The organism is Streptomyces sp. CNB091, assembly GCF_000377965.1.
In genome coordinates, this window is sequence record NZ_KB899021.1 from 26,631 (window position 1) to 49,686 (window position 23,056).

26 protein-coding genes and 1 pseudogene are annotated in these 23,056 nt (G+C 70.6%); 14 read left to right on the plus strand and 13 right to left on the minus strand.

Going from position 1 to position 23,056, the window contains the following annotated elements:
* Positions 1 to 243 precede the first annotated feature (243 nt).
* The 8 genes from D581_RS0135505 (at position 244) to D581_RS0135540 (ending at position 7,752) form a co-directional block, all read left to right on the plus strand.
* Positions 244 to 1,845 carry an ATP-binding protein gene (locus tag D581_RS0135505; protein WP_018961869.1) on the plus strand — a complete coding sequence of 534 codons (1,602 nt, stop codon included), beginning with the start codon at positions 244 to 246 and terminating at the stop codon, positions 1,843 to 1,845.
* Entirely contained in the window at positions 1,842 to 2,261 is a 420-nt protein-coding gene (locus tag D581_RS0135510) for a roadblock/LC7 domain-containing protein (protein ID WP_018961870.1), read from the plus strand. Before D581_RS0135505 ends, D581_RS0135510 begins: the two co-directional genes overlap by 4 nt.
* Entirely contained in the window at positions 2,258 to 2,629 is a 372-nt protein-coding gene (locus D581_RS0135515; protein ID WP_003967208.1) for a DUF742 domain-containing protein, read from the plus strand. Before D581_RS0135510 ends, D581_RS0135515 begins: the two co-directional genes overlap by 4 nt.
* A complete protein-coding gene (locus tag D581_RS0135520; RefSeq protein ID WP_018961871.1) occupies positions 2,610 to 3,254 on the plus strand; it encodes a GTP-binding protein in 645 nt (214 codons plus the stop codon). Before D581_RS0135515 ends, D581_RS0135520 begins: the two co-directional genes overlap by 20 nt.
* On the plus strand, positions 3,251 to 4,513 hold the full coding sequence (locus D581_RS0135525; RefSeq protein ID WP_018961872.1) for a cytochrome P450: 1,263 nt from the start codon (positions 3,251 to 3,253) through the stop codon (positions 4,511 to 4,513). The genes D581_RS0135520 and D581_RS0135525 overlap by 4 nt, the downstream gene beginning before the upstream one ends.
* Positions 4,510 to 5,739, plus strand: coding sequence for a cytochrome P450 (locus tag D581_RS0135530; protein WP_018961873.1), 1,230 nt, complete (start codon positions 4,510 to 4,512; stop codon positions 5,737 to 5,739). Before D581_RS0135525 ends, D581_RS0135530 begins: the two co-directional genes overlap by 4 nt.
* A 96-nt stretch (positions 5,740 to 5,835) precedes the next feature.
* A complete protein-coding gene (gene serC / locus D581_RS0135535; RefSeq protein ID WP_018961874.1) occupies positions 5,836 to 6,954 on the plus strand; it encodes a phosphoserine transaminase in 1,119 nt (372 codons plus the stop codon).
* 186 nt (positions 6,955 to 7,140) lie between these two features.
* Positions 7,141 to 7,752: a Uma2 family endonuclease gene (locus D581_RS0135540; protein WP_026291199.1), complete on the plus strand. Its 612-nt coding sequence runs from the start codon at positions 7,141 to 7,143 to the stop codon at positions 7,750 to 7,752.
* A 23-nt stretch (positions 7,753 to 7,775) separates the two neighbouring features.
* Here D581_RS0135540 and D581_RS0135545 read toward each other — a convergent pair whose 3' ends face one another.
* The 12 genes from D581_RS0135545 to D581_RS0135600 form a co-directional block, all read right to left on the minus strand.
* Positions 7,776 to 8,243: an Asp23/Gls24 family envelope stress response protein gene (locus D581_RS0135545; RefSeq protein ID WP_026291200.1), complete on the minus strand. Its 468-nt coding sequence runs from the start codon at positions 8,241 to 8,243 to the stop codon at positions 7,776 to 7,778.
* A gap of 106 nt (positions 8,244 to 8,349) precedes the next feature.
* Positions 8,350 to 8,646, minus strand: coding sequence for a gas vesicle protein K (locus D581_RS0135550; protein ID WP_018961877.1), 297 nt, complete (start codon positions 8,644 to 8,646; stop codon positions 8,350 to 8,352).
* A complete protein-coding gene (locus D581_RS0135555) occupies positions 8,643 to 8,879 on the minus strand; it encodes a gas vesicle protein (RefSeq protein ID WP_003967217.1) in 237 nt (78 codons plus the stop codon). The genes D581_RS0135550 and D581_RS0135555 overlap by 4 nt, the downstream gene beginning before the upstream one ends.
* Before the next feature lie 2 nt (positions 8,880 to 8,881).
* Entirely contained in the window at positions 8,882 to 9,700 is an 819-nt protein-coding gene (locus D581_RS0135560; RefSeq protein ID WP_018961879.1) for a GvpL/GvpF family gas vesicle protein, read from the minus strand.
* Positions 9,697 to 10,104 (minus strand): gas vesicle protein, encoded by a 408-nt coding sequence (locus tag D581_RS0135565; protein ID WP_018961880.1) that lies wholly within the window; start codon positions 10,102 to 10,104, stop codon positions 9,697 to 9,699. Before D581_RS0135565 ends, D581_RS0135560 begins: the two co-directional genes overlap by 4 nt.
* Complete coding sequence (locus tag D581_RS0135570) at positions 10,101 to 11,255, minus strand: SRPBCC family protein (protein WP_020679274.1); 1,155 nt, start codon at positions 11,253 to 11,255, stop codon at positions 10,101 to 10,103. Before D581_RS0135570 ends, D581_RS0135565 begins: the two co-directional genes overlap by 4 nt.
* Before the next feature lie 6 nt (positions 11,256 to 11,261).
* Complete coding sequence (locus D581_RS1000000141490) at positions 11,262 to 12,182, minus strand: hypothetical protein (protein ID WP_026291201.1); 921 nt, start codon at positions 12,180 to 12,182, stop codon at positions 11,262 to 11,264.
* Positions 12,175 to 12,441: a gas vesicle protein GvpG gene (locus D581_RS0135580; RefSeq protein WP_018961882.1), complete on the minus strand. Its 267-nt coding sequence runs from the start codon at positions 12,439 to 12,441 to the stop codon at positions 12,175 to 12,177. Before D581_RS0135580 ends, D581_RS1000000141490 begins: the two co-directional genes overlap by 8 nt.
* A gap of 2 nt (positions 12,442 to 12,443) precedes the next feature.
* Positions 12,444 to 13,229, minus strand: a complete 786-nt coding sequence (locus D581_RS0135585) for a GvpL/GvpF family gas vesicle protein (protein WP_026291202.1) — start codon at positions 13,227 to 13,229, stop codon at positions 12,444 to 12,446.
* A 1-nt stretch (position 13,230) separates the two neighbouring features.
* Positions 13,231 to 13,728, minus strand: coding sequence for a gas vesicle protein GvpJ (gene gvpJ / locus D581_RS0135590; RefSeq protein WP_018961884.1), 498 nt, complete (start codon positions 13,726 to 13,728; stop codon positions 13,231 to 13,233).
* Between the two features lie 32 nt (positions 13,729 to 13,760).
* A complete protein-coding gene (locus D581_RS0135595) occupies positions 13,761 to 14,084 on the minus strand; it encodes a gas vesicle protein GvpO (RefSeq protein ID WP_026291203.1) in 324 nt (107 codons plus the stop codon).
* 135 nt (positions 14,085 to 14,219) lie between these two features.
* Positions 14,220 to 14,906, minus strand: coding sequence for a class I SAM-dependent methyltransferase (locus D581_RS0135600; protein WP_018961886.1), 687 nt, complete (start codon positions 14,904 to 14,906; stop codon positions 14,220 to 14,222).
* Positions 14,907 to 15,202: 296 nt separating this feature from the next.
* On the opposite strand from D581_RS0135600, the gene D581_RS0135605 reads away from it, so the two are divergent.
* From D581_RS0135605 to D581_RS0135615, 3 genes are all read left to right on the plus strand, one after another.
* Positions 15,203 to 16,129, plus strand: a complete 927-nt coding sequence (locus tag D581_RS0135605) for a hypothetical protein (RefSeq protein ID WP_018961887.1) — start codon at positions 15,203 to 15,205, stop codon at positions 16,127 to 16,129.
* Positions 16,130 to 16,241: 112 nt separating this feature from the next.
* Positions 16,242 to 16,703 carry a hypothetical protein gene (locus tag D581_RS0135610; RefSeq protein ID WP_018961888.1) on the plus strand — a complete coding sequence of 154 codons (462 nt, stop codon included), beginning with the start codon at positions 16,242 to 16,244 and terminating at the stop codon, positions 16,701 to 16,703.
* Positions 16,704 to 16,924: 221 nt separating this feature from the next.
* Positions 16,925 to 17,806: an imine reductase family protein gene (locus D581_RS0135615; protein ID WP_026291204.1), complete on the plus strand. Its 882-nt coding sequence runs from the start codon at positions 16,925 to 16,927 to the stop codon at positions 17,804 to 17,806.
* Positions 17,807 to 17,875: 69 nt separating this feature from the next.
* Here the strand turns inward: D581_RS0135615 and D581_RS0135620 are convergent, their stop codons facing one another.
* Positions 17,876 to 18,919 carry a hypothetical protein gene (locus D581_RS0135620; protein ID WP_018961890.1) on the minus strand — a complete coding sequence of 348 codons (1,044 nt, stop codon included), beginning with the start codon at positions 18,917 to 18,919 and terminating at the stop codon, positions 17,876 to 17,878.
* A gap of 1,034 nt (positions 18,920 to 19,953) precedes the next feature.
* On the opposite strand from D581_RS0135620, the gene D581_RS0135625 reads away from it, so the two are divergent.
* The 3 genes and pseudogenes from D581_RS0135625 to D581_RS1000000142435 form a co-directional block, all read left to right on the plus strand.
* Positions 19,954 to 20,595, plus strand: coding sequence for an HAD family hydrolase (locus tag D581_RS0135625; protein ID WP_018961891.1), 642 nt, complete (start codon positions 19,954 to 19,956; stop codon positions 20,593 to 20,595).
* A gap of 44 nt (positions 20,596 to 20,639) precedes the next feature.
* A complete protein-coding gene (locus D581_RS0135630) occupies positions 20,640 to 21,824 on the plus strand; it encodes a helix-turn-helix domain-containing protein (protein ID WP_026291205.1) in 1,185 nt (394 codons plus the stop codon).
* A 936-nt stretch (positions 21,825 to 22,760) separates the two neighbouring features.
* Positions 22,761 to 23,056: pseudogene (locus D581_RS1000000142435) on the plus strand (methyltransferase domain-containing protein); the annotation flags it as partial.

Consider the following 23,056-nt stretch of genomic DNA (forward strand, 5'->3'; position numbering starts at 1 on the left):
CAAGATCTTCCCAAACAGACCGTCAAGTCTCCTATAGTGACCAAGACTTGCGCAGGAATTGGCAGCTCCAGTTGTGCCGGATCGCCTATAACCGTGCCGAACTGTCCTGAATTCGACTAGTCGATTTCACCCGGTTCGCACCACCTCGCAGCGTCTCGCACCACCTCGCACCACCTCGCAGCGTCTCGCACCACCTCGCACCGCCTCATACCGTCCCGCACCGTCCGCCACCGAGGACTCCGATTGCGCCCCTCACACCGGCCCACCGCACTCGCCCTGCTGATCTCGGCAGCCGCAACCGGCACGCTGACCCTGTGGGGCGTCGCCGCGGCCCCCGACGCGGTACGGACTCCGCTGGCCTGGGGCGCGGGCGCAGCCGCCGTGCTGCTGAGCGTCTGCGTGGCCGTCACCGTCCACACCCTGGGGACCGCGCGGACCCTGCGCGCCCTGCGGGCCGCCGACGCCCAGCGGTTCACCGCCGAAACCTCGCGCCTGGTCTCCGCCTCCGCCGTCGAGGCCCAGCGCTTCACCGCGGAGACCGCCCGGATCAAGGGCGCCGCCTCCGCCGAGACCGCCCGGGTCGTCGCCGACGCCCGCGCCGAGAACGAGCGGATCGCCGCGGCCGCCGCCGCCGAGCAGGGCCGGCTGGCCGTCTCCGTCGACCGGCTGACCGCCCGTGCCACCCGTGCCGAGACCGAGCGCTCCGCGGCCGTCGCCGCCTGCGCCAACGCGGCGGGGCGGATGCAGGCGCTGGCCACCAGCATGCTGGCCGACCTCCGCGAGATGGAGCACCGGCACTCCGACGAGTCCGTCCTCGGGGACCTGCTCCACCTGGACCACCGCACCGCCCAGGCGGGCCGCCTCGCCGACTCCATCGCCGTGCTGACCGGGGCCCGCTCCGGCCGGCGCTGGGCGAAGCCGATCGTCATGGAGTCGATCCTGCGCGGCGCGATGGGCCGGATCGGCAGCTACCAGCGGGTCCGCCTGCACTCCACCAGCGATGTCGCCATCGCCGGCCACGCGGCCGAGGGCGTCATGCACGCGCTCGCCGAACTCCTCGACAACGCTGCCAACTTCTCGCCGCCCACCGCCGAGGTCCACGTGTACGTGGAGGAGGTCCCGGCGGGCATCGTCATCACCGTCGAGGACAGCGGGCTCGTCATGAGCGAGGTGCAGCTGCGCCGTGCCGAGAAGGCGGTCTCCGCCGACCACCAGGACCTCACCAACCTCTCCGGCACCCGCCTCGGGCTCGCCGTCGTCGGCAGGCTGGCCCGCAAGCACGGACTGACCGTCTCCTTCCGGCCGTCCGCCCGGGGCGGCACCGGCGCGCTGATGATGCTCCCCCAGGACCTCATCTCCCGCGCGACCGCACCGCCCGCACCGACCGCGCCGACCGCGACGACCGCGACGGTCCCGGCCCAGGCTGTGGCGGCCCCGGCCGCCGCCCCGGCCGCCCTCACCGCCCCCGCCGAGCCGGAGCCCTCGCACGCCTCGGCCGCCGGAACGGACACCGCCGGCGCCGCCCCCGCGGCCCGGTCCCTTACCGAGGACGACGCCTCCACGCCCCTGACCCCGGCGGCGGAGTCGGAGCCCTCGGGCTCTTCGGTGGATTCGGCGTCCGAGTCCACGGGCGCCGTGCCCGCGTTCGGCGAGAGCGGCCTGCCCAAGCGCCGCCGAGGCCGCACGCTGGCCGCCGCCGAGGCCCGTACCGGCAACGCCACCCCCGGCGGAGCCGACACCCCCCGGGCCCGCACCACCGACCCGAAGGTCCAGGCCGTGCGCTTCAGCACCTTCAGCAAGGCGGTACGGGCCAACTCCACGCACCCGGAAGGCAACACCCGATGACCGCGACCACCGACGAGAAGCTCAACTGGCTGCTGGAGGGGCTGCTCGACCGCACCCCCGGTACCCGCCACGCCCTCGTCCTCTCCCGCGACGGCCTCAAGCTGTGCCGCACCCCTGAGCTCTCCGTCGACCAGGCCGACCAGCTGGCCGCGATCTCCGCCGGGATCCAGAGCCTCTCGCACGGCGCGTCCATCGAATTCGGCGACGGCACCGGCGGCGTACGGTCCGCGATGGCCGAGTTCTACGGCGGCGTGCTGTTCATCGTCGAGGCGGGAGCCGGGGCCCACCTGGCCGTCGTCGCCGACGAGGACTCCGACGTGGGCCTCGTCGGCCACAACATGAGCGAGCTCGTCGAGCAGCTCGGCGAACACCTCGTCGCGCCGCCGCGCGAACCCGTCGAAGCCCCGGCCGTATGACGACGGCACCCCGCCCCCGGCCGGGCCGCGACGAGGACCCGGACCGGCTGTACACCCTCACCGGGGGCCGCAGCCGCTCCGACTCCGCCGCGTTCGACCTGGTGACGCTCGTTGTCGCCGAGTGCGACCCGGCCCCCGGGATGCAGTCCGAGCACGTCGCGATCCTGCGGATGTGCCAGGGCCCCACCGCCGTCGTCGAGATAGCCGCGACCCTGAACCTGCCGGTCAGCATCGTCCGCATCATGCTGTGCGACCTGCTCGACACCGGCCGGATCAGCGCCCGCCACCCCCGTACAGCCCGTGTCGCGGACCGGCTCCCCGACCCCGACATCCTGGAACAGGTGCTCGTTGGACTCCGCAACCTCTGACCGCGCCGCCCTGAGCGCGACGGCCGACAACGGACTGAAGATCGTTGTCGTCGGCGGCTTCGGGGTCGGCAAGACCACCATGGTCCGATCCGTGAGCGAGATCCGTCCGCTCAACACGGAGGAGACCATGACCCGCGCGGGCGAGGCCGTCGACCATCTCGACGGCATCCAGGCCAAGTCGTCCACCACCGTGGCGTTCGACTTCGGCCGGATCACGCTCGACGCACGCTCCGTGCTGTACCTCTTCGGCGCGCCCGGACAGGAGCGCTTCTGGTTCCTGTGGGACCGGCTGTTCTCCGGCACGCTCGGCGCGGTCGTCCTCGTCGACACCCGGCGGCTCGCCGACTCCTGGTACGCCATCGACCGCCTGGAGCACCACGGCACACCGTTCATCGTGGCGTGCAACGACTTCGGCGGGCCGCTCCACAGCGAGCAGCAGATCCGGGAGGCCCTGGACCTCTCGGAGGACGTGCCGCTGGTGGAGTGCGACGCGCGCGACCGCTCGTCCAGCAAGTACGTGCTCATCACGCTCGTCGAACACCTCGCCGCGCTCTCCGCCGCCCGCCTCCGCGCACCCGAGGCGGCCCTGGCGGCGGCCGCCCCGACCCCGGAGCCCGCCCCGTGACCCCTGTCTCCGGCTGCCCCGTCACCCACGGGTCCGTCCCCCTGTCCGGGCCCCGCTTCCAGAGCGACCCCGTCCAGCTCTACCGGGACATGCGGCGCGACCACGGGGCGATCGCCCCGGTCGTCCTCGACGGCTCCGTGCCCGCCTGGCTCGTCCTCGGCTACCGCGAACTGCACCAGGTCACCGGCGACCCGGTCCTCTTCAGCCGGGACTCCGACCTGTGGAACCAGTGGGACCGCATCCCCGACGACTGGCCGCTGCTGCCGATGATCGGGCGCAAGCAGCCCTCGATCCTCTACACGGTCGGCGAGCGCCACAGCGTCCGCGCCATGATGATCAGCAACGCGCTGGAGGGCGTCGACCCGTTCTCCCTGAAGCGGTACGCCGAGGAGTTCGCCGACGAGCTGATCGACCGGTTCTGCACCAAGGGCTCGGTCGACATCATCGCGGAGTACGCCAAGCTGCTGCCCGCCCTCGTACTGGCCAGGATCTACGGCTTCTCCGACGAGAAGGCCCACCCGCTGGTCGGCGCGATCAACGACATGATCGACGGCCGGGAGCGGGCGCTCGCCGGACAGCAGCACCTCGCCACGTCGATGTTCCAGCTGCTGGCCGACAAGCACGCCGGGCCCGGCGACGACGTCGCCACCCGGATGCTCGCCGACCCCGGCGGCTTCACCGACGAGGAGGTCGCCCAGGACCTCATGGTGATGATGGCGGCCGGCCACCAGCCGACCGCCGACTGGATGGGCAACTCGCTGCGCCTCATGCTCACCGACGACCGGTTCGCCGCCTCGCTCTCGGGCGGCCGGCACAGCGTCGCCGAGGCGATGAACGAGGTTCTCTGGGAGGACACCCCCACCCAGAACGTGGCCGGCCGCTGGGCCGCCCGCGACACCCACCTCGGCGGCCGCCACATCCGCGCCGGCGACCTGCTGCTCCTCGGTCTCGCCGCCGCCAACGGCGACCCGCAGGTGCGGACCGACGGCTCGACGCTGACCGGCGGCAACAACGCCTTCCTCTCCTTCGGCCACGGCGAGCACCGCTGCCCGTTCCCGGCCCAGGAGACCGCCGAGGTCATCGCCCGTACCGGCATCGAGGTCCTCCTCGACCGGCTGCCCGACGTGGACCTCGCCGTCCCCGCCGAGCAGCTCACCCGCCGGCCGTCGCCGTGGCTGCGCGGGCTGACCGACCTGCTGGTGCTCTTCACACCCACCCCCGCCGTCGGAAGACCCGGAAGCTTCGGAGGCCCCGCATGACCCGCATCGCGCTCGACCCGTTCGTCACCGACCTCGACGGCGAGAGCGCCGCGCTGCGGGCCGCCGGCCCGCTGGCCGAGGTGGAGCTGCCCGGCGGTGTACACGTGTACGCGGTCACCCGCCACGCGGAGGCCCGCGCGCTCCTCACCGACAGCCGCCTGGTCAAGGACATCAACGTCTGGAACGCCTGGCAGCGCGGCGAGATACCCATGGACTGGCCGCTGATCGGCCTGGCCAACCCGGGCCGCTCGATGCTGACGGTCGACGGGGCGGACCACCGCCGGCTCCGTACGCTGGTGGCGCAGGCGCTCACAGTAAAGAGGGTGGAGCGGCTGCGCGCCGGGATCGAGGCGCTGACGGACGCGAGCCTGGAGAGGCTGGCGGCCCTCCCCGCCGGACAGCCGGTCGACCTGAAGGCCGAGTTCGCCTATCCGCTCCCCATGAACGTGATCAGCGAGCTGATGGGCGTGGACGCGGCGGACCACCCCCGGCTGAAGGAGCTGTTCGAGAAGTTCTTCTCGACGCAGACGCCGCCGGAGGAGGTCCCGCAGATGATGGCGGACCTCGGGACCCTCTTCACGAAGATCGTCGACTCCAAGCGGGCGAACCCGGGCGACGACCTGACCAGCGCCCTGATCGCGGCCTCCGAGGACGGCGACCACCTCTCCGACGAGGAGATCGTCAACACGCTGCAACTGATCATCGCGGCCGGGCACGAGACCACGATCAGCCTGATCGTCAACGTCGTCGAAGCGCTGGCGACCCACCCCGAGCAGCGCGAGAAGGTGCTGAAGGGGGAGATCGGGTGGGACGGCGTGATCGAGGAGACGCTGCGCTGGAACACCCCGACCTCGCACGTCCTGATCCGCTTCGCGACGGAGGACGTCGAGGTCGGCGACAAGGTCCTGCCGAAGGGCGAGGGGCTGATCGTCTCCTTCGGCGCGCTGGGCCGCGACGAGGAGCAGTACGGCCCGACGGCCGGCGAGTTCGACGCCACCCGCACCCCGAACCGCCACATCGCCTTCGGCCACGGCCCGCACATCTGCCCGGGTGCGGCGCTCTCCCGCCTGGAGGCGGGCATCGCGCTCCCGGCGCTGTACGAGCGGTTCCCGGAACTGGACCTGGCGGTGCCGGCCGCCGAGTTGCGCAACAAACCGATCGTGACCCAGAACGACCTGCACGAACTGCCGGTGGAGCTGGGCTGCCCGTTCGGCCGCGCTTCCTGATCGCCCGTCGTGGGTGACGTCCACGGGCCGGAGCGCGCGTCTCATCCGACGGACACGGTTGCTGAGCCGTGCCACCGAGGGACTACGCTCCGTCCCGTGGCCGACATCCAGATTCCCGCTGACATCAAGCCCGCCGACGGACGCTTCGGCGCCGGTCCTTCCAAGGTGCGGACGGAGGCGCTCGACGCGCTGGCCGCCACCGGCACCTCTCTCCTCGGTACGTCCCACCGCCAGGCCCCGGTCAAGAACCTGGTCGGCGAGGTACGGGACGGCGTGCGCAGCCTCTTCTCCCTCCCCGAGGGTTACGAGGTCGTCCTCGGCAACGGCGGCTCCACCGCCTTCTGGGACGTCGCGACGCACGGTCTGATCGAGTCGAAGTCCCAGCACCTGAACTTCGGCGAGTTCTCGTCGAAGTTCGCCAAGGCCGCGAAGCTCGCGCCCTGGCTGTCCGACCCCACCGTGATCGCCTCCGACCCGGGCACCCACCCGGACCCGAAGGCCGAGGCGGGCGTCGACGTCTACGCCTTCACCCACAACGAGACCTCCACCGGTGTCGCGGCCCCGGTCAAGCGCGTCGCGGGCGCCGACGAGGGCACCCTCGTCCTGGTGGACGCCACCTCCGGTGCGGGTGGCCTGCCGGTCGACATCACCGAGTCCGACGTCTACTACTTCGCCCCGCAGAAGTCCTTCGCCTCCGACGGCGGCCTGTGGATCGCCGTGTTCTCCCCGGCCGCCCTGGAGCGCGCCGCTCGGATCCACGCCTCGGGCCGGCACATCCCGGAGTTCTTCTCGCTGCCGACGGCGATCGACAACTCCCTCAAGAACCAGACGTACAACACCCCGGCGCTCTCCACCCTCTTCCTGCTGAACGAGCAGTTGAAGTGGATGAACACCCAGGGCGGCCTGGACTTCACGACGGGCCGCACGGCGGCTTCGTCGGGCCACCTCTACGGCTGGGCCGACGCGTCGAAGTACGCCACCCCGTTCGTCACGGACCCGGCGAAGCGCTCGCAGGTCATCGGCACGATCGACTTCGCGGACGAGATCGACGCGGCGGCCGTCGCCAAGGTGCTGCGCGCCAACGGCATCGTGGACACCGAGCCGTACCGCAAGCTGGGCCGCAACCAGCTGCGCGTGGCGATGTTCCCGGCGATCGACCCGGCGGACGTCCAGGCGCTGACGGCGTGCGTCGACTACGTGATCGAGAAGCTGTAGCTCCTACCGGCTCAAGCTCCTACCGGCTCACGGCTCGACGGCTGTACGGAGACGGCCCGGCACCCACGCGGTGTGCCGGGCCGTTTCTGCTGCACTCGACCGGGTGGCATATGCCAGAAACGCGATCTTCGGCTGTCCCGCCCTACGATGATGTTCTCGACACCAGCCCATTCCAGGAGGCCCGCAATGTCTGCAGCAGCAGTCGAGCACCCCTGTGACGATGAGCCGGAAACGCTGCTGGAAACGGCCAACCGTCTCATGGAACAGCTTCCGGGGCATCGCGTCGAGATCATCGGAGGCGTCATCACCGTGGCACCACCCCCGGACGGCCCGCACGCCGTAGCACTGACCACGCTCATGATCCCCTTCCTCTCCGCAGGTCTCCACGGCGAGGAGTCGGACGTCCTCCAAGGCATCGGTCTGTGGCTCCCCAGCGGCTCCGAGGACTATGTGATCCCCGATCTGGCGATCGTCGACGCCGACTTCGTCGAGCACCTGATCGAGAACAACTGCTACGACCCCGCCTGCTTCCGCCTGGTCCTGGAGGTCACCTCCGGGAACTACCAGAACGACCTCCGCAACAAGGTCACCGCTTACGCCCAGGCCAAGGTCCCGGTCTACGTGATCGTCGACCGCAAACATGGCCGCGTCCACGTCCTGACCGAGCCGCTCCCCGGCGGTTACGACCGCCACGAGGTCTACGCCCCCGGCCAGGAGGCCCCGCTCCCCGCCTCGATCGGCGCCGAGGTCTCCCTGAACGTCGACGAGATCGTGCGCGCGGGCCGCTCGAAACGCTGAGGACGCGGGTCCCTGGCCCGGGCTCACCGCACGCGGGAACCGCCTCTTCCGGAATCGGCATCGTCCGAGTCGTCCTCGTCGTCCTCGCCCGGGATGTGCACGTCGAAGACGTTGATGTTGATCTCGACGACCTCCAGACCGGTCATCGTCTCCACGGCGTCGACGACGTTCGCGCGGATCCGGTCGGCCAGCTCATGGATCGGAACGCCGTACTCGACCTCGACGTCGACGTCGATCGCCGTCTGCTTCTCGCCCACCTCGACCTTCACGGTCCGGCCCCTGCCCGAGGACCCGGACACCTTGCTCGCCACCGCGCCCAGCGCCTTCGACGCGCCCTTGCCCACCGAATGAACGCCTTCGGTCTCGCGGATGGCGATCTCCGCGATGGTGGCCACGACGCCGTCGGCGATGGTGGTCCTGCCCCGCACGCCGCTTCCCTGATCCCCGCCGCTCGCCGCCGGGTTTCCGCTCCGAGATTCGATGTCGACCATGTCCGCCTCGCAGAGAGTGATGGCCACGGGCGCTCCTCCCGCCCGTGCGGCCCCCTCACTCACTCTCCGCCCGCCCATGACCATCCGCCATTCGAGGGACCGGGATTCAGTCGCGGGGCAGCAGCGTCCCCAGCGGTCCGAGGTCCAGGTTGAGGTCCTCGGGCCGCATCCCGTGCTGGTCGCAGAGCTCTTTCATCCGCTGGTCGAGCAGCATGAGCGTGGTCCCGATCTCCTCGACCTGCTCGTCGCTCAGGTCGCCCTGTTCGACCCGGCGGATCGCCTGCCGCTCCATCAGCTGACGGAGAAGCTCCACCACGGTGAGGACCAGGGCCACCAGGTCCCGCCCCATCTGCTCGGAGTCCAGATCGACCCGGGAACCCGGGGCCCGGCCCGCGCCCGTCACAACGGCCCCCCGTCGGCCCAGGGCGCCGGAACCCGCTCGCTGACCGACGACAGCAGGGCGTGCAGTGACACCCGTACCAGAGGTACGTCGGCGATGGCGATCACCAGGTCCCCGCTGACGACGACACCGGTCGCCAGAACACGGTCCAGCAGGTCCACCAGCGGCACTCCGATGGGACCGCTCAGGGGCTCCGGGCTGTCCCAGGGGACCACCGCGCGCTCCGCCGCTGCCACGGCTACACCTCCCCGACGAAGGAGTACGGCACCCAGGGGCCGGTCAGCTCGATCCGCGCCCCGTTCCGCTCGCCCAAACCCCGTACCAGAGCGCCCAGTTCCTCCGACCGGTACTCGGCCACGAGGTACGTGGCATTGAGCACGTGCACCCGGTCGTCACCTCCCGGCACGGCTCCGTGCGTACGGAGCCGGCGGGATGCGGTCGCCAGCTCACGGAGTTCGGCGTCCACGGATTCCGCGACGGACAGGGCTTGTTCCCGGCGCCGCTCGCGTCGCTCCTGGACCCCGCGTCTGCGGTTCAGGTAGGCGAGCCCGGCACCGGCGGGAACCTCGCGCCCGCCGCCTCCGGCGGTGACGGGTTCCGTTTCCTCGGGGGCCGTCGCGGGCTCGTACACCTTCACGCCCCACTCGGCGTGGTGCGCGATGTGCTTCAGCACCCGGTGGAAGCGGGGTGACTCGTCGTCGAGAGCACGGCGGGCCCGGTCGTCGTCGTGGTAGAGCGTGGCGAGGGGCAGCGGTACGGCGGGCCCGTGCGCGGCCGCGGCGGACACGACCTCGTGGTGGGCCCGGGCGTACCGCTCGATCTCACGCGGGTCGGAGAGTCGCGACTGCCAGACCTCGTCCGTGAAGTCGGCGGCCGGGACGGTCTGGACCACAGCGGTCAGCGGTCCGGAGGGCAGCAGCCGGACGGCCGCACCACCGGGCATGCCGACCAGGCCGGTGACGTCGGCCGTGTGCGTGGCACGGGCGCCCCGGCAGACGGCGAACACGTACGTGACACCGGCGCCCGGAGCCCGGTCCCGGTGGGCGTGATGCGTCATCTCTGCCCGGTCTCCTTGCTGTCGTTTCTGTCAGCGCTCCGGTTCGGGCGCGGGCCGGGGTTCTCGTCCGCGTCCGTGTCCGTGTCCGTGTCCGTTCCTGGTTCGAGGGCCTGGAGGCGTTCCCGCAGTCGGCGGTTCTCGTCCTCCAGGGCGTTGCGCGAGGCCCGGGAGCTGAGGGCGGGATCGGTCTCCCACCAGTCGATGCCCGCCTTCTTCGCGGTGTCGACGGATGCCACGAAGAGGCGGAGCCGGATGGTGAGGAGTTCGATGTCGAGAAGGTCGATCTTGATGTCCCCGGCGATGACGATGCCCTTGTCCAGGACGCGTTCGAGGATGTCGGCGAGGTTGGTGGTCTGAGGGCCGTTGGCCGGCGGCCCTCCCTGCCGGAAGTCGAGGTCGGTCACCGCGAGGCCCCGGACCGGCGCCTGCGGCTCGCGCGCTTCTTGGCGGGCGGCTCCTCCGGCTCTTCCTCGTCCTCGTCCTCGTCCTCGTCCTCGTCCTCGTCGTCTTCGTCTTCGTCTTCGTCTTCGTCTTCGTCTTCGTCTTCGTCTTCGTCTTCGTCTTCGTCAGGCTCGTCCTCTTCCTCCTCGTCGTAGTCCTCTTCCTCGTCCTCCTCCCCGTCCTCAGGCTCCTCTTCCTCGTCCTCCTCCCCGTCCTCAGGCTCCTCCTCGCCGTACCCCTCGTCCTCGTCCTGGTCCCCCTCGTCCTCGGACTCTTCCGCCTCCTCGCGCTCGACGGCCTCCTCGTGGCTGACCACGACCTCGCCGTCGCGGATCTCGCCGCGCCACCCCTCGGGCTCTTCTTCGGTGAGGCTCACGTAGCGCTGGAAGTGCTTGAAGTCCAGCCGTACGCGACGGCCCTGGGCGCGCCAGAGGTTGCCCGTCTTCTCGAAGAACCCGGACGGGTAGTACTCCATGACCAGCACGATGCGGGTGAGGTTCGGGGCCAGCTCATGGAAGCTGATGGCTCCGCGCGTGCTGCCCTTGGCACCCTCGGAGGTCCAGACGATCCGGTCGTCAGGCACCTGCTCCTGCACCGTGGCCTTGAAGCTGCGCGTGGAGGGGCCGACCTTGACCTTCCAGTCACTTTCCTCGTCCTCGCCCTTGGAGACGCTCTGGACGCCCTTCATGAAGCCGCTGAACTCTTCGTACTGCGTCCAGGCGTCGTAGGCGGTGCGCAGCGGCACACCGACGTCGATCACTTCGATGATGTTCATGAACTTGCCGCCGCCGGCCTTGCGGTTGCCCTTGCCGCCGCCCCCGCCGAACGCGCTCTTCGCCTTGTCCACCACCGCGTCCTTCGCGCCCTTGGCCTTCTCCGAGACGAACGCCTTCACCGGGGATTCGCCCTGGAGCACGCGAGAACCGATGGCGGGCAGGGAGCCGCCGTTCTCGGCTGCGTCGGTCAACTGGCCCGTGAGATCGGAGAGTTTGCTGCCTGCCTTCTCGGCGAGCTGCTGCACCTGAGCACCGGCGAATTTCGACAGCTCTTCCTTGATGCGGCCGACACCCGACTCCGCCGGAGCCTCGGATTCGTCCTTGTCCGTCGTTGCCATGGCTGACTACCTCCGGCGATCGGCGCGCTTGGATGCTGACCGCTTCGACGTCGCTGTCTTCTTCGCGGCAGACTTCTGAGGGGCGGACTTCTTGGCTGCGGACTTCTTGGCGGCAGACTTCTTGGCCGGAGCGGTCTTCTTCGCTGACGTCTTCTTGGCCTGAGCCGCCTTCTTGGCCGGAGCAGCCTTCTTGGCTGAAGCCTTCTTCGCCGGAGCCTTCTTGGCGGGGGCCTTCTTCGCCGGAGCCTTCTTGGCGGAGGCCTTCTTGGCGGGGGCTGCCTTCTTCTCCGCCGACTTCCTGGACGGGGCCGCCTTCCTGGCCGGGGACTTCCTCGCCCGGGACGGCTGCGGCGGGGCCGCCTCTTCCTCTTCTTCCTCTTCTTCCCCTTCGGGCTCTTCGGGCTCTTCTTCCTCGTCTTCCTCTTCCGGCTCCTCCTCTTCCGGCTCCTCCTCTTCGGGCTCCTCCTCTTCCGGCTCCTCGTCCTCGTACTCCTCCTCTTCGGGCTCCTCTTCGTCCTCCTCCTCGTCCTCGCCTTCCGGCTCTTCCTCGGGCCCCTCGTCCTCGTACTCGCCCTCGTCCTCGTCCTCTTCGTCCGCCTCGTCGTCCGGCGCAGCCGCCGTGAGCCGGGCCGTCCGGTCGCCGATGGCGTCCGCCAGGGAGGCCATGGAGCGGTTGGCGGCGGCCGTCACCGCCTGGCGTCCCGCGTCGAGGACCTCGCCCCGCAACTGCTCTTGCAACTCGGCGACTTGCGGCACCTCACCGAGCCTGCGCATCCCTTCGGCCGCCAGCTGGCGGGGTTCGAGTCCGAACCGGCGCCCCGCCAGATAGGTCGCGACGCTCAGCGCGACCCGGCCCTTCTTCGTCCGGCCCAGCACATATCCACCCACTACGGCGGCTGCGAGCGCCACCTTTGACTGGTCATCCATGTCTGTCACCTTCTGTCGTCGGTGTCCTGCCGGTCTGCGCGGCGTACATCCGGTCGAGCAGCCTTTCCTCTTCTGCCTCGAACTCGTCCAGCCCGATGTGCCCCTCGTCGAGCTCCTGGTTGAGGGCCGCCAGCTGCGCGCGGATCACCCCGGGGTCGTAGAGTTCGCGCTCGGCGGCGTCCTGCAACCGCTCCGCGACCCACACCACGCCCCGGGCGGGTGCCAGGGGGAGCATCAGCAGTCCGGAGATCAGCCCCATCGTCAGCCTCCACCGACCGGCGCGGGCGGCCTCGTGCTGCCGGCGTCGACGAAGCTGTAGCAGGGCAGCGGCCCCGCGAGGCGGAGTTCGACGTGGTCGCGGTGGGCCGCCGCGAAGCGATCGGCCGTCGCGCGGAACCGGTCGCTGTCTGCCCGCGCTACGAGGAACGACACGTTGAGCGCGCAGCCGGGAACCTCGGGGCCCCCGGCCGTCGCCCGGGCCATCGGAGCCAGATCGCGCAGCGCCCGCCGTCCCGCCGCGTCCGCCCGGCGCGCCAGGGCGGACGCGACAGCCGCCCCCAGGCGCACATTGGCCTCGTACCCGGGCCGCCGGCGGGTTTCCTCGCGCAGCCGCCGTACGGTCGCGTCCCCCGCCACCAGTGCGGCGAGGGAGTCATGGGCCAGCAGGGCCTTGACGTTCATCTCGATGTGCCCGGCGACCCGGTCCAGGGCGGCGAGGTGGCCCGCCTGCGCCCCGGTCAGCTGGGCGCGCAGCGCGTCGTCGTCCGGTGCGACCATGCCGAAGCGCATCGGCAGGACCGGTCCGCTGTCCGCCAGACGCGTCAGGAGTTCCTGGTGAGCCAGCAGATCACGCCGCCGGGCCCGCAGCTGCGCGGGGGCGGCGCTGACGACGGCGGCCACCGGGCCCACGGCGACCTTCCGCAGCGGGGCGGGCGGGCTGCCGACGCCCGCGGACTTCCCGGGCAGCGGCGTCCCGGCCCGGACGACCGCGTACACGTACAGCCCCGTTCCGGCGGCCTGGCCCGTCCCCGGGCCGTCCACGCGCACGTCAGGCCTCTGCCCTGCGGCGACGGCTCGTGCCGCCGCTGCCGCTGCTGCTGCGGGCGGGGGCGCGACGCTTCTTCGGGCGCGCCGGTCGTTCCTCCGCCTCTTCCTCGTCGTAATCGTCGTACTCGTCGTCATCGTCGTGGCCGCCGGCCCCGACCGCCTTGCGTACGGTGTCGCCGACGGACTCCGCGGCCTTGCGCACCTTCCGCTTGCCGATGGAGCGGGCGGCGGAGCCGCCGAGCAGCTCGGGGACGGTGGTGCTGCCGGAGTCACGTTCGAGGTCGAGACGGTTGCACGCCTCGGCGAAGCGCAGGTAGGTGTCGACACTCGCCACGACTATGCGTGCGTCGATCTTGAGGATCTCGATGCCGACCAGGGAGACGCGTACGAATACGTCGATCACCATGCCCCGGTCGAGAATGAGCTCCAGCACGTCGTAGAGCGTGCCTGCGCGGGGCGGGCACGGAGCGGCGCCGTCGACGTAGGTGGTGGTCGTCATGGGGGTCCTTCCAGCTGTCGGACGCAGTGGGGTCACTCGTCGGCGGCACCGCGCCGGTAGCGGCGGACCCGGGTGTACTCCACGAGTTCGCAGGCGCCGTCGAGCCGCACCTCGTACGAGGCGAGGAGACTGGTCGTGTCCGGGATGCGGGGCACTTCGAGGACGTCCACGACGACGCACCAGCCGTCGTCGTCGGATCGTCGGATCGCGGAGACGCCCTCGGCCGGGTGGCTGATCAGCGATTCCAGGCTCTGACAGGCGGCGCGGGCCGCGTGCTCGGGCCCCTTCCTGGCCGAGGGCTTCTTCCGAGTCCCCGGGGAGGAGCGTTCGGCGCGCGCTGAACGTTGGTCTGCCATGGTGACCAGTCTGGTCACCACGGGTCACTTCGCATCCTGAGTGAGCCGGTGGGGCGACACCCCGCCCGCCCGGGCCGGTCAGCAGTCAGAGCCGGGCAGGGCAGGGGCGGGCAGGGCAGGGGACGACAGCCGGGATCAGAGACCCAAGACCGCGGGCGGCCTCCGCGCCAGCACGAACCCCTGCGGCGCCCGCTCCGGGAACGGCCCGTCCGTGTCCCGCTCCCGCCACACCCGGGACATCACCTCCAGGCCCGCGTCCCGCAGCAGCCCGGCGATCCGCTCCGGCTGCCGCCGGTGGCAGTCGAGCGAGATCTCCATGCCCCACGCCTCCGTCAGCCGCAGCGGCTCGTCCCCGACCTGGAAGCCCAGCTGTACGTGCGCCCCCGGGGCCAGGACGCGGTGGAACTCCGCGAAGACGCCAGGCAGTTCCTCGTCCGGGACGTGGATCGTCGAGTACCAGGCGAGCAGCCCGCCCAGCGAGGCGTCCGGCAGCCCGAGGTCGAGCATGGAGCCCTCCTCGAAGCGCAGGCCCGGGTGCTCCTCCCGCGCCACGGCGACCATCCGAGGGGAGAGGTCGATCCCGAACACGTCCAGCCCCAGGCCCAGTCCGTGCAGGTGAGCGGTCACCCGGCCCGTCCCGCAGCCGACATCGGCCACCGGGAGGCCGCCGCCAGCGGTCGCCGCGAGTTCGGCGAACGCACCCAACAGCGCACGCTCCAGAGGCTTGGCCGCCAACTCGCCCCGGGCGTGCTCGGCGTAGCCGGGGGCCATGGCGTCGTACGAGGACCGAGTGGCGTTCAGGAACTCAGGTTCGGCGGTCATGGACCGGAACCCTACGACAGGCCTGATACCGCGCCATCCATCGGTGCGTACAACCCCTGCCCCGCGCGGGCCGGCTCCGCCGGAACACAAGCGGAGCATCTGCTTCCTCCCTCGGTGGCTCGGCTTTTGCGGTGAGCCGCAACAGCATGGCCGGGCCACTGCCACCTGCGCGATTCTTCCCGTGGACGGGGGACCCGACCGGAGTCGAGTTCCGGACTTCCAGGACTCGACTCCGGTCGTGCACCCCGGCGACGGAAAGGCGCCGAGGTACCGGCGCCGTATCGGGGGGAGCGGCGATGAAGAGGGTGTACGTGTCCACGTGCGCCGGGGTGGCGGCCATGGCGGCCTTCCTCGCCGGCTGCGACGCGGACGCCGGTACCGCGCCGGAGCGCGCCCACCCGGCGGTTGCGGCGCAGGTCACCGGACGGGAACTGTCCGCCGCGGAAGAGCTTCTGGTGCAGCGCGCGGAGCAGCTGTTGGTGAAGGAGTGTATGGCGGAGGCCGACTTCCGCTACTGGGCCGGTGTCCTGCCGTCGCCCGACGATCTGCGGGGCGGAGGTTACGTGCTGACCGACGCCGCCTGGGCGAAGCGCAACGGGTTCGGGAGCCGGGTCCGTGAGAGGCTCCAGCGGTTGCAGCGCGACGACCCGAACCACGCCTATGCCAACGCGCTCCCCGAGGACGAACGCGCTCGCTACACCAAGGCGCTCGAAGGGGACGCGTCGAACGGCACGGTGACGGCCGAACTGCCCGGCGGGGGAACCGTCGGCATCCCACGGGACAGCTGCCTGTCGGATGCGAAAGGCCGGCTGTACGGCGACTTCGAGACCTGGTACCGGTCGGACAAGACCGTCACCCACCTGGCCCGCCTCTACGCGGCGGAGGTCGTCGAGGACGGTCGCACCGCGAAGGCGTTGGAGGCGTGGTCCGCGTGCATGCGGGAAGCGGGCCACGACTACGCCGACCCGCCGTCGGTCCGCGACGGCCTTCCCTCGCTCACCGAAGGGCTGACCACCGCCCAGGCGTTCGCCGTCGAGAGCGGCTTGGCCGTCACCGAGGCCCGCTGCGCGACGCGTACGCCACTGGCCGCGACCCTGCGGGCGCTGACCGCCGAGTACCGCTCCCCCCTCCTTGCGATGTACGGCGACGACGTCGCCGCGCACCGGCGGATGGGCCTCGCCGCTCTCGCACGGGCCGAGGACATCACCGGCGCGACCGCCTGACCGAGCGACTGCCTGACCGAGCGACCGGGGCTGACGCCCCGCTGACAACGACTTCCGCGGCCCCGTGCCGTGGGTTCCGCACAGCACCCGAACACACAAGGAGTGATGCACCATGCGCAAGACCCTGGCCACGGCCGCCACCCTGGCACTCGCCGGCCTCGGCGTTGTCCTTCCCGCCGGAGGGGCGCAAGCGTCCGACACCTGCAACCGGGCCTACCAGACGGCCCTGGGCGGCTACTTCTACGCCTACTCCGGCGACCACTGCAGCGGCTACCTGGGCAAGACCACGAGCTGGGACTCGGACTGGGGCAACAGCTCCGGACCGTTCCAGGGCGGCGACACCAACAACGCCCAGTCGATCCTGCACAAGGGCACATCCGGGCTGGCCGTACAGGTCATCAACGGGACCGGAAAGGACTGGGGCGGCGGCTACACCTGCCTCACGAAGGGCGAGAAGTACATGAGCGACCTCAGCGGCTTCACGTTCAGCAGCGGAGCGGGCGTCGACAACGGGATCAGCTCCCACCAGTGGATCTCGCAGACGTCGTGCGGGAAATGGATCCTCGACTCCTGAACCGCCCGTCCTGACCGGCTCGCACTCTGAGCCGCCCGGCCTGACCGGCTCACTCTCCGAGCCGGTCAGGCCGGAGGGTCACGCCCCCGGTCCACGGCTCACGAGGATCAGCGGACGGGAGTCCTGCCGCAGGGCTCCGACGTGTTTGCTCACCTCGGGGTAACCACCCACTAATGAGTGCGTACTTGATCGCCCGCAGGCCTGCGACCAGCATGATCCGCATGGCAAAGAACACTGTTGAGAAGACCCCCGTCACCCTGCTGGGCCTCGGCGCGATGGGCGCCGCACTGGCCCGTACCTGGCTTGCCGCAGGCCACCCGCTCACCGTCTGGAACCGCTCCCCGGCCCGCGCCGCGGCGCTCGCCGCCGAGGGGGCAGAGGTCGCGGACACCGTCACCGAAGCGGTCGCGGCGAACACCCTCGTCGTCGTCTGCCTGTTGGACGACGCCTCGGTCGCCGAGGCGCTGGCGGGCACCGACCTGGCCGGCAAGGACCTGGTCAACCTGACCACCAGCACCCCTGCCCAGGCCCGCGCCCGCGCCGAGTGGGCCCGTGAGCGTGGCGCCCGCTACCTGGACGGCGGGATCATGGCCGTCCCGCCCATGATCGGAGTCCCGGAGGCCGGCGGCTACGTCTTCTACAGCGGCTCGCCGGAGCTGTTCGAGCGACACCGGCAGACGCTGGGCGTCCCGGTCGGCACCACCTACGTCGGCGAGGACGCCGGATTCGCGGCCCTGCACGACGTGGCCCTGCTCAGCGCCATGTACGGAATGTTCGCCGGGGCCGCGCATGCCTTCGCCCTGATCCGCAAGGAGGACATCGACCCGGCGGCGCTCGCCCCGCTGCTCGCCGACTGGCTCGTCGCGATGGCCCCGTCGGTCCACCAGACCGCCGACCAGCTGCGGAGCGGTGACTACACCAAGGGCGTCGTCTCCAACCTCGGCATGCAGGTGGCCGGCACGCCGACCTTTCTGGACACCGCCGCACAGCAGGGGGTCAGCCCCGAACTGCTCAGCCCCTACTTCGAGCTGATGCGGCGCCGCCTGGCCGAGGGCAGTGGCGAGGAGGACCTGTCGGGCGTGATCGACCTGCTGGTGCGCTGACCGGCCACGTGCCGCCTGCTGGCTTCCGTGCGCCAGGACTCTTTGTCATGCCTGCTCACCGAGGCGAGGTCAGACGGGTTTGAGCAGGTCGCGGAGGTTGCTCATGTGTGCTTTGACGTCGGCGATCTCGGCGGGGCGGATCGAGTTCCCTTCGTCCGCTGAGTGGGCGAAGCGGCAGGAGCGGCAGAGGCCGTCGGGGAGCGCTTCCGGCCGCCCGGGGCGTCCGCAGTCGGTGCATTCCACGAGGAGGATGCGGCGGCTTGGGGCGGCGGGGGTGGCGGGTTGAGTGTTCTCGGTGGGGAGCCGGGGCGGCATCTTGTCGGTGAGGCGGCGGCGGACGAAGCCGAGGGGGCTGTCGACCTGGGCGGGGAGCCCTGCGGTCAGGGCGCTGGTCAGGTAGTCGACGCTCACGCCTCGGGCGAGCCACTCCGCCGCCTGTGCTTCCAGGGCGGCGCAGTCGTCGGCGGAGAGTGCGAGGCGGTGGTCGTCGCGGCCGAGACGGGCGAGCGCGAGGTAGGCGGGGCCGGCTTCGACGGCGTGGGGCGTCGCGTGAACGGTGGCCGGGGCGGGCGGCGTTGGCGGCTCGGGCTCGGTGTCCGGGGCCTGGGCCGGGGTGCGTTGCTGCGGTACGGCGGTGGGTTCGGGAGCCTGTTCGGTGTCGGGGCGCTCCGGATCGGGCGGAGGCGGCGGCTCCTCGGCCGGGACCCAAGGCGGCGGCGGTGCCGTGTCGAGGGCCGACGCCTCCGGTACGGGGGCTACGGCCAGGACGGCCTGCTCGGTGGCGAGGTACGCGTTCCACCACTCGTTGTCGCGTGCGGTACGGGACCAGAAGGTGCGGAAGACCCAGCGCGTCTCGTCCCCGGCACCGACCGGACACCGGACGCGCCGCAGGTGCCCGGCGACGGACAGGGCGTTCAGGGAGGTGGAGATGGCCTGCTGGCCGTAGAGCGGGAGCTGCTTCGCCAGCATCTTCACGCTCATCGCCGCGCCCTCGGGGAGGTGGTCGACGAATCCGGCGACGTACCGCTCGCGGGCGGGGAGAAGAGCGAAGTCGTGGGGCGTGCGGGCCTGTTGGTCCGGTGCGGAGCGTTTGCCGTAGCCGGGCTTGGCCATCGGGTACGCGGTGGAGCGTGCGGGAGCGGGCAGGGCGGAGCTAGTGTGCTGGGTAGCCACGGGATCGGCTTTCTGGGTTATCGATCTTGCGGTAAGACCCCGGCCCGGTGTGGCAACACCGGTCGGGGTCGTTTGGTTCTCGCACCGTAAGCAGTCGTGACGCTGCGCCGCAAGCCGTCACGATTAGTCATACTTGCTGACCGTTACGGGGTAGGGAGGTGGGGGAGGTTTTCCCAACCCTCTTCTTCTACCTACCGGTTAAAGAGGGAGCTCGAACCCCGGGTCCCGCATCCCGAAGCCCGAGTCTTGGTCCCCGAGCTTCGGGCCGGGGTCTCATTCACGTACCCCCGGAAGAGTGACCCGGCCGCCCCGAAGCCCGAAGCTCAGGGCTCGGGACCCGAGCTTCGGGACGCGCTCGCCCGGTCACCGCCAGGCAGCCCCAGCGCTTTGACGAGTCGGATCCGGACGGTGACGTACGTGAGTCGCTCAACCACCCCCGCGTGCGCGGGGACCGTCCAGCAGTTCGCCCATGAACAACGCCGCCGAGGCAACCACCCCCGCGTGCGCGGGGACCGTGGTGCCGGGCGTGTCGGTCATCGGGGCAGTTGGCAACCACCCCCGCGTGCGCGGGGACCGTAGTTCGTGACCTGTGGGTTTATGCGGCCGAGGGGCTGGTTTTACCCACTTCTTGAGAAACGGACATATCTCCCCGTTATGGAAAGCCGTTCTGGCTTGGAGCTGGGCGTGTACGGGGGTGATTCTGCCCTTCCCCGGACGTGTGCGGTATCTCGTTCTCTGTATGAGGAGGGGCGTTCGTCGTCGTGTTCGGGATTTCAGGGAGTCGCCTGCCTACCGGTCACAGAAGGCGCTCGAACCTCGGATCCCGCATCCCGCATCCCAGGTCCCGGCACCCGAGCTTAGGGCCGGTGCCCCGCCCGCGTCCCCCGCAAGAGTGACCCGACCGTCCCGAAGCCCGAATGGCCCATGGGCGAGAGGATGTCGCGGTGCCTGACCGTCGCCCCTAGGCTCGACGTGTGAAGACGTTCGTGTTCGACATAGGCGAGACTCTCGTCCGCGACGACCGCTACTGGGGTTCCTGGGCCGACTGGCTCGGCACGCCCAGACATACCCTGTCCGCCCTTGTCGGCGCCGTGACCGCCCAAGGGCTCGACAACTCCGAAGCACTGAAGCTGGTGAAGCCGGGCATCGACATTCCGGCCGAATACTCCGCCCGCGAGGCAGCCGGACGAGGTGAGTACCTCGATGAGTCCGACCTGTACGAAGACGTCCGCCCCACGCTTGCGAAGCTCCGCCAACTCGGGATGCGCGTCGTCGTCGCCGGCAACCAGACCGTGCGCGCGGGTGAGTTGCTCCGGGCGCTCGACCTGCCCGCCGATCTCGTCGCGACCTCCGCGGAGTGGGGCTGCGCCAAACCTTCACCGGAGTTCTTCGCAAAGGCTGTGGATGCGGCCGGTGTTCCCGCGACAGACGCCGTGTACGTCGGTGATCACCCCGCGAACGACACGTTCCCCGCAGCCAGGGCCGGGCTCCGCACCGTACACATCCGCCGCGGCCCCTGGGGGAACCTATGGGGCACCGACGACCAAGTGCACGCGACTGCCGACTGGGTGATCCAGTCGCTCACAGAGCTCATCGCGATCGCCGAGAAGAAGTAGAGGAATCAGGTTCCACAACGTCATCGCGCGCGTACGGTCAGTGGGTGTCTTCCGACAGCCCGCAGGAGATCGGCAGGCGGATCGCCGCCTGCCGCCGTGCACGCCGATACACCCAAATCGCACTTGCGGCGGCCTCCCATGTGTCCTACGCCATGGTTCGCGCCGTCGAGCGAGGTGCCCGCCGCCCCAGCGACGAGGTGCTCGAAGCGATCGCGGACGCCCTTGAGGTGGACGTCACGCGTCTGCACACGGATCACGTCGGCACGAAGCGACGTGTTCACCAGGCGCTGCCTGCCCTGTCGGAAGCGATCGCTGGTTATGACCTGGCTCTGGGCCCACCGACGCGTGGGCCGGAAGAGCTGGCCGCTGGGATCACCACGGCGGTGGGCTGGCGTCTCGCCGCCCAGTACGGCCGGATCGCCACCGTCATCCCTGGTCTGCTGACCGATGCGATTCGGTACGTCCATACTGCGTCCGGTGCCGAACACCAGGATGCCGCGCGGATGCTGGCCTCCGCTGCTCGAACCGCCGATGCCGTCGCCTACAAGCACGGGGCACACGACCTCTCCGCGCGCCTCATCGACCTGATGCGCTGGGCAGCCGACCGCGCTGCAGACCCTCTCGTCCAGGCGACCGCCTCATACGTTCGCGCCGAGACGTTCTTCGCCGCCCGCGCTCACGCTGCCGGCCTGGTAGCGCTGGAGCAGGCCATCGAGGCCGCTCCGCCACCGGACGGGGGCACGCAGGCAGCCGCTCGCGGCGCACTCCACATGAGGGCCGCAGTGATCGCGAGTCGCGCCCAGAACGTAGGGGCGACCGACACTCACCTGGCCCACGCCCGACAGCTGAGCAGGCAAGTCGGCCGAGAGGGCTGCTACCTGGGCACGGCCTTCGGGCCTGAAAGTGTGCGCATCCACGAAGTGTCCGTCGCGGTCAGCCTCGGACCTGGCCACGCCGACCGGGCTCTCCGCGCCGCTGCCGCATGGGCACCGGGCATTGATCTGCCGGCCGAGCGCCGCAGCGGGTTCTACATCGAACTCGCCAGGGCTCAGGATTGGGCAGGCCGCCCCGTAGAGGCCTTCACCAGCCTCCGGATGGCACGTGCTGCGGCACCTCAGCACACGCGCGAGCATCCTTGGGCGCGCGAGGTCGCCCGGAACCTACGTCGCTTCCATCGCTCCGACTCCGAGAGTCTGACGCGCTTCGCCCACTGGGTCGGAGCGGTCTGAACCACGCCCCTTGCTGCTACAAGCCGTAGCAGTCATGACCAGCCCCTGCCTCCATGCTCTACCCGTCCGTGCCAGACAGGTAGTTGAGGAGACTGAAATGACCATCCCCGAGCTGGTTAAAGGGCGGAGCATCACCCGGCCACATGGCGGGGCAAGCTCCGGGAGAAGCAGTCGGTGCGAGGGTGGCGACACCGCGTACAGGGTCTGGCTCGCCCACACTCAGTGCTGCTCCACCTGCCGTGCCGGAATCTTCTGTCCGGCCGCTGTCCACCTTGGTCGTGCCTGGCGGGAGGCCCGACGCGGGTGAGGTGCTACGCGGAAGGGGACGCGCACGAGGTGCCGGTCGAGGGCGCCACCGGCGCTCACTGCCCGCAGCATGAGGTGACCTTGTTGTGGCGGGGTGACCCGATCACGGCCGTTGATGTGCCTCCGGGGGCGGTGGCTGATCTGGATGGGTTGTCGGCGGGGGCGGACGGTCCGTACGGCGTTGCTTGCCGCAGTGCCTCGGTGACCGGTCTCGCCGATGTGCACGCCCTCTGCCTGCGTCCGGACTGTGTCTGCCCGTGCCATGCGGCGGCCACCGCTCTCCGGGAGGCCGGATGAGCGTCAGCCTGTCGGCTGTGGATGTGCGTACCTGTGAGGCGTGTTGGCGTTCCCCGGTGACCGCCGCCCGGCACACCGCTCACGGCCGGGACCTGCTGTGCCGGGCGTGTGCCGAGAGTGGCTGGCCGCTCCGCGTCGACCTCTTTCCGCCGTACGGGATCTACCGGCTGCACCACCGCCCCGCCAATCGAAATGTTCCGAAGAACAGAGGAGATGGACGATGATCACTACCCCCGTAGTGGCCGATGCCGGCAAGCATGGTGGGCCGCCGTCGGACAAGCCGTGGACGCCTCCCCAGGAGCCGAAGCCGACTCCGGACGGCAGTCGCCCTCAGTGCCTCCCGCAGTGGTGAGCGCCGCACACCGGGCACCCGTCTACCCGGCCCTGGTACAGGAGTTGGCCGATCGTGGGCTGCTGACCGGCCGGTGGCGGCGGGTGTTCGAGGCCGTTCCGCGCAGCCGGTTCGTCCCGGAATCTGTGTGGCGCCAGTTGCCCGACCGGTGTGAGCCGGTGGTGGGGGCGGATGCGTGGCTGGCGTTGGTGAACTCGGACGAGCCGGTCGTCACTCAGCTCGACGACGGGGTCGAGGGCGGTCCCGGTGTCGCGACGTCGTCGAACTCGATGCCCTC

Excerpts from the sequence above, each read along its gene's own strand:
- D581_RS0135510 (WP_018961870.1), top strand. The coding sequence starts at position 1,842 with ATGACCGCGACCACCGACGAGAAGCTCAACTGGCTGCTGGAGGGGCTG.
- D581_RS0135515 (WP_003967208.1), top strand. The coding sequence starts at position 2,258 with ATGACGACGGCACCCCGCCCCCGGCCGGGCCGCGACGAGGACCCGGAC.
- D581_RS0135530 (WP_018961873.1), top strand. The coding sequence starts at position 4,510 with ATGACCCGCATCGCGCTCGACCCGTTCGTCACCGACCTCGACGGCGAG.
- D581_RS0135540 (WP_026291199.1), top strand. The coding sequence starts at position 7,141 with ATGTCTGCAGCAGCAGTCGAGCACCCCTGTGACGATGAGCCGGAAACG.
- D581_RS0135545 (WP_026291200.1), bottom strand. The coding sequence starts at position 8,243 with ATGGTCGACATCGAATCTCGGAGCGGAAACCCGGCGGCGAGCGGCGGG.
- D581_RS0135560 (WP_018961879.1), bottom strand. The coding sequence starts at position 9,700 with ATGACGCATCACGCCCACCGGGACCGGGCTCCGGGCGCCGGTGTCACG.
- D581_RS0135570 (WP_020679274.1), bottom strand. The coding sequence starts at position 11,255 with ATGGCAACGACGGACAAGGACGAATCCGAGGCTCCGGCGGAGTCGGGT.
- D581_RS1000000141490 (WP_026291201.1), bottom strand. The coding sequence starts at position 12,182 with ATGGATGACCAGTCAAAGGTGGCGCTCGCAGCCGCCGTAGTGGGTGGA.
- D581_RS0135580 (WP_018961882.1), bottom strand. The coding sequence starts at position 12,441 with ATGGGGCTGATCTCCGGACTGCTGATGCTCCCCCTGGCACCCGCCCGG.
- gvpJ (WP_018961884.1), bottom strand. The coding sequence starts at position 13,728 with ATGACGACCACCACCTACGTCGACGGCGCCGCTCCGTGCCCGCCCCGC.
- D581_RS0135595 (WP_026291203.1), bottom strand. The coding sequence starts at position 14,084 with ATGGCAGACCAACGTTCAGCGCGCGCCGAACGCTCCTCCCCGGGGACT.
- D581_RS0135600 (WP_018961886.1), bottom strand. The coding sequence starts at position 14,906 with ATGACCGCCGAACCTGAGTTCCTGAACGCCACTCGGTCCTCGTACGAC.
- D581_RS0135605 (WP_018961887.1), top strand. The coding sequence starts at position 15,203 with ATGAAGAGGGTGTACGTGTCCACGTGCGCCGGGGTGGCGGCCATGGCG.
- D581_RS0135610 (WP_018961888.1), top strand. The coding sequence starts at position 16,242 with ATGCGCAAGACCCTGGCCACGGCCGCCACCCTGGCACTCGCCGGCCTC.
- D581_RS0135615 (WP_026291204.1), top strand. The coding sequence starts at position 16,925 with ATGGCAAAGAACACTGTTGAGAAGACCCCCGTCACCCTGCTGGGCCTC.
- D581_RS0135620 (WP_018961890.1), bottom strand. The coding sequence starts at position 18,919 with ATGGCCAAGCCCGGCTACGGCAAACGCTCCGCACCGGACCAACAGGCC.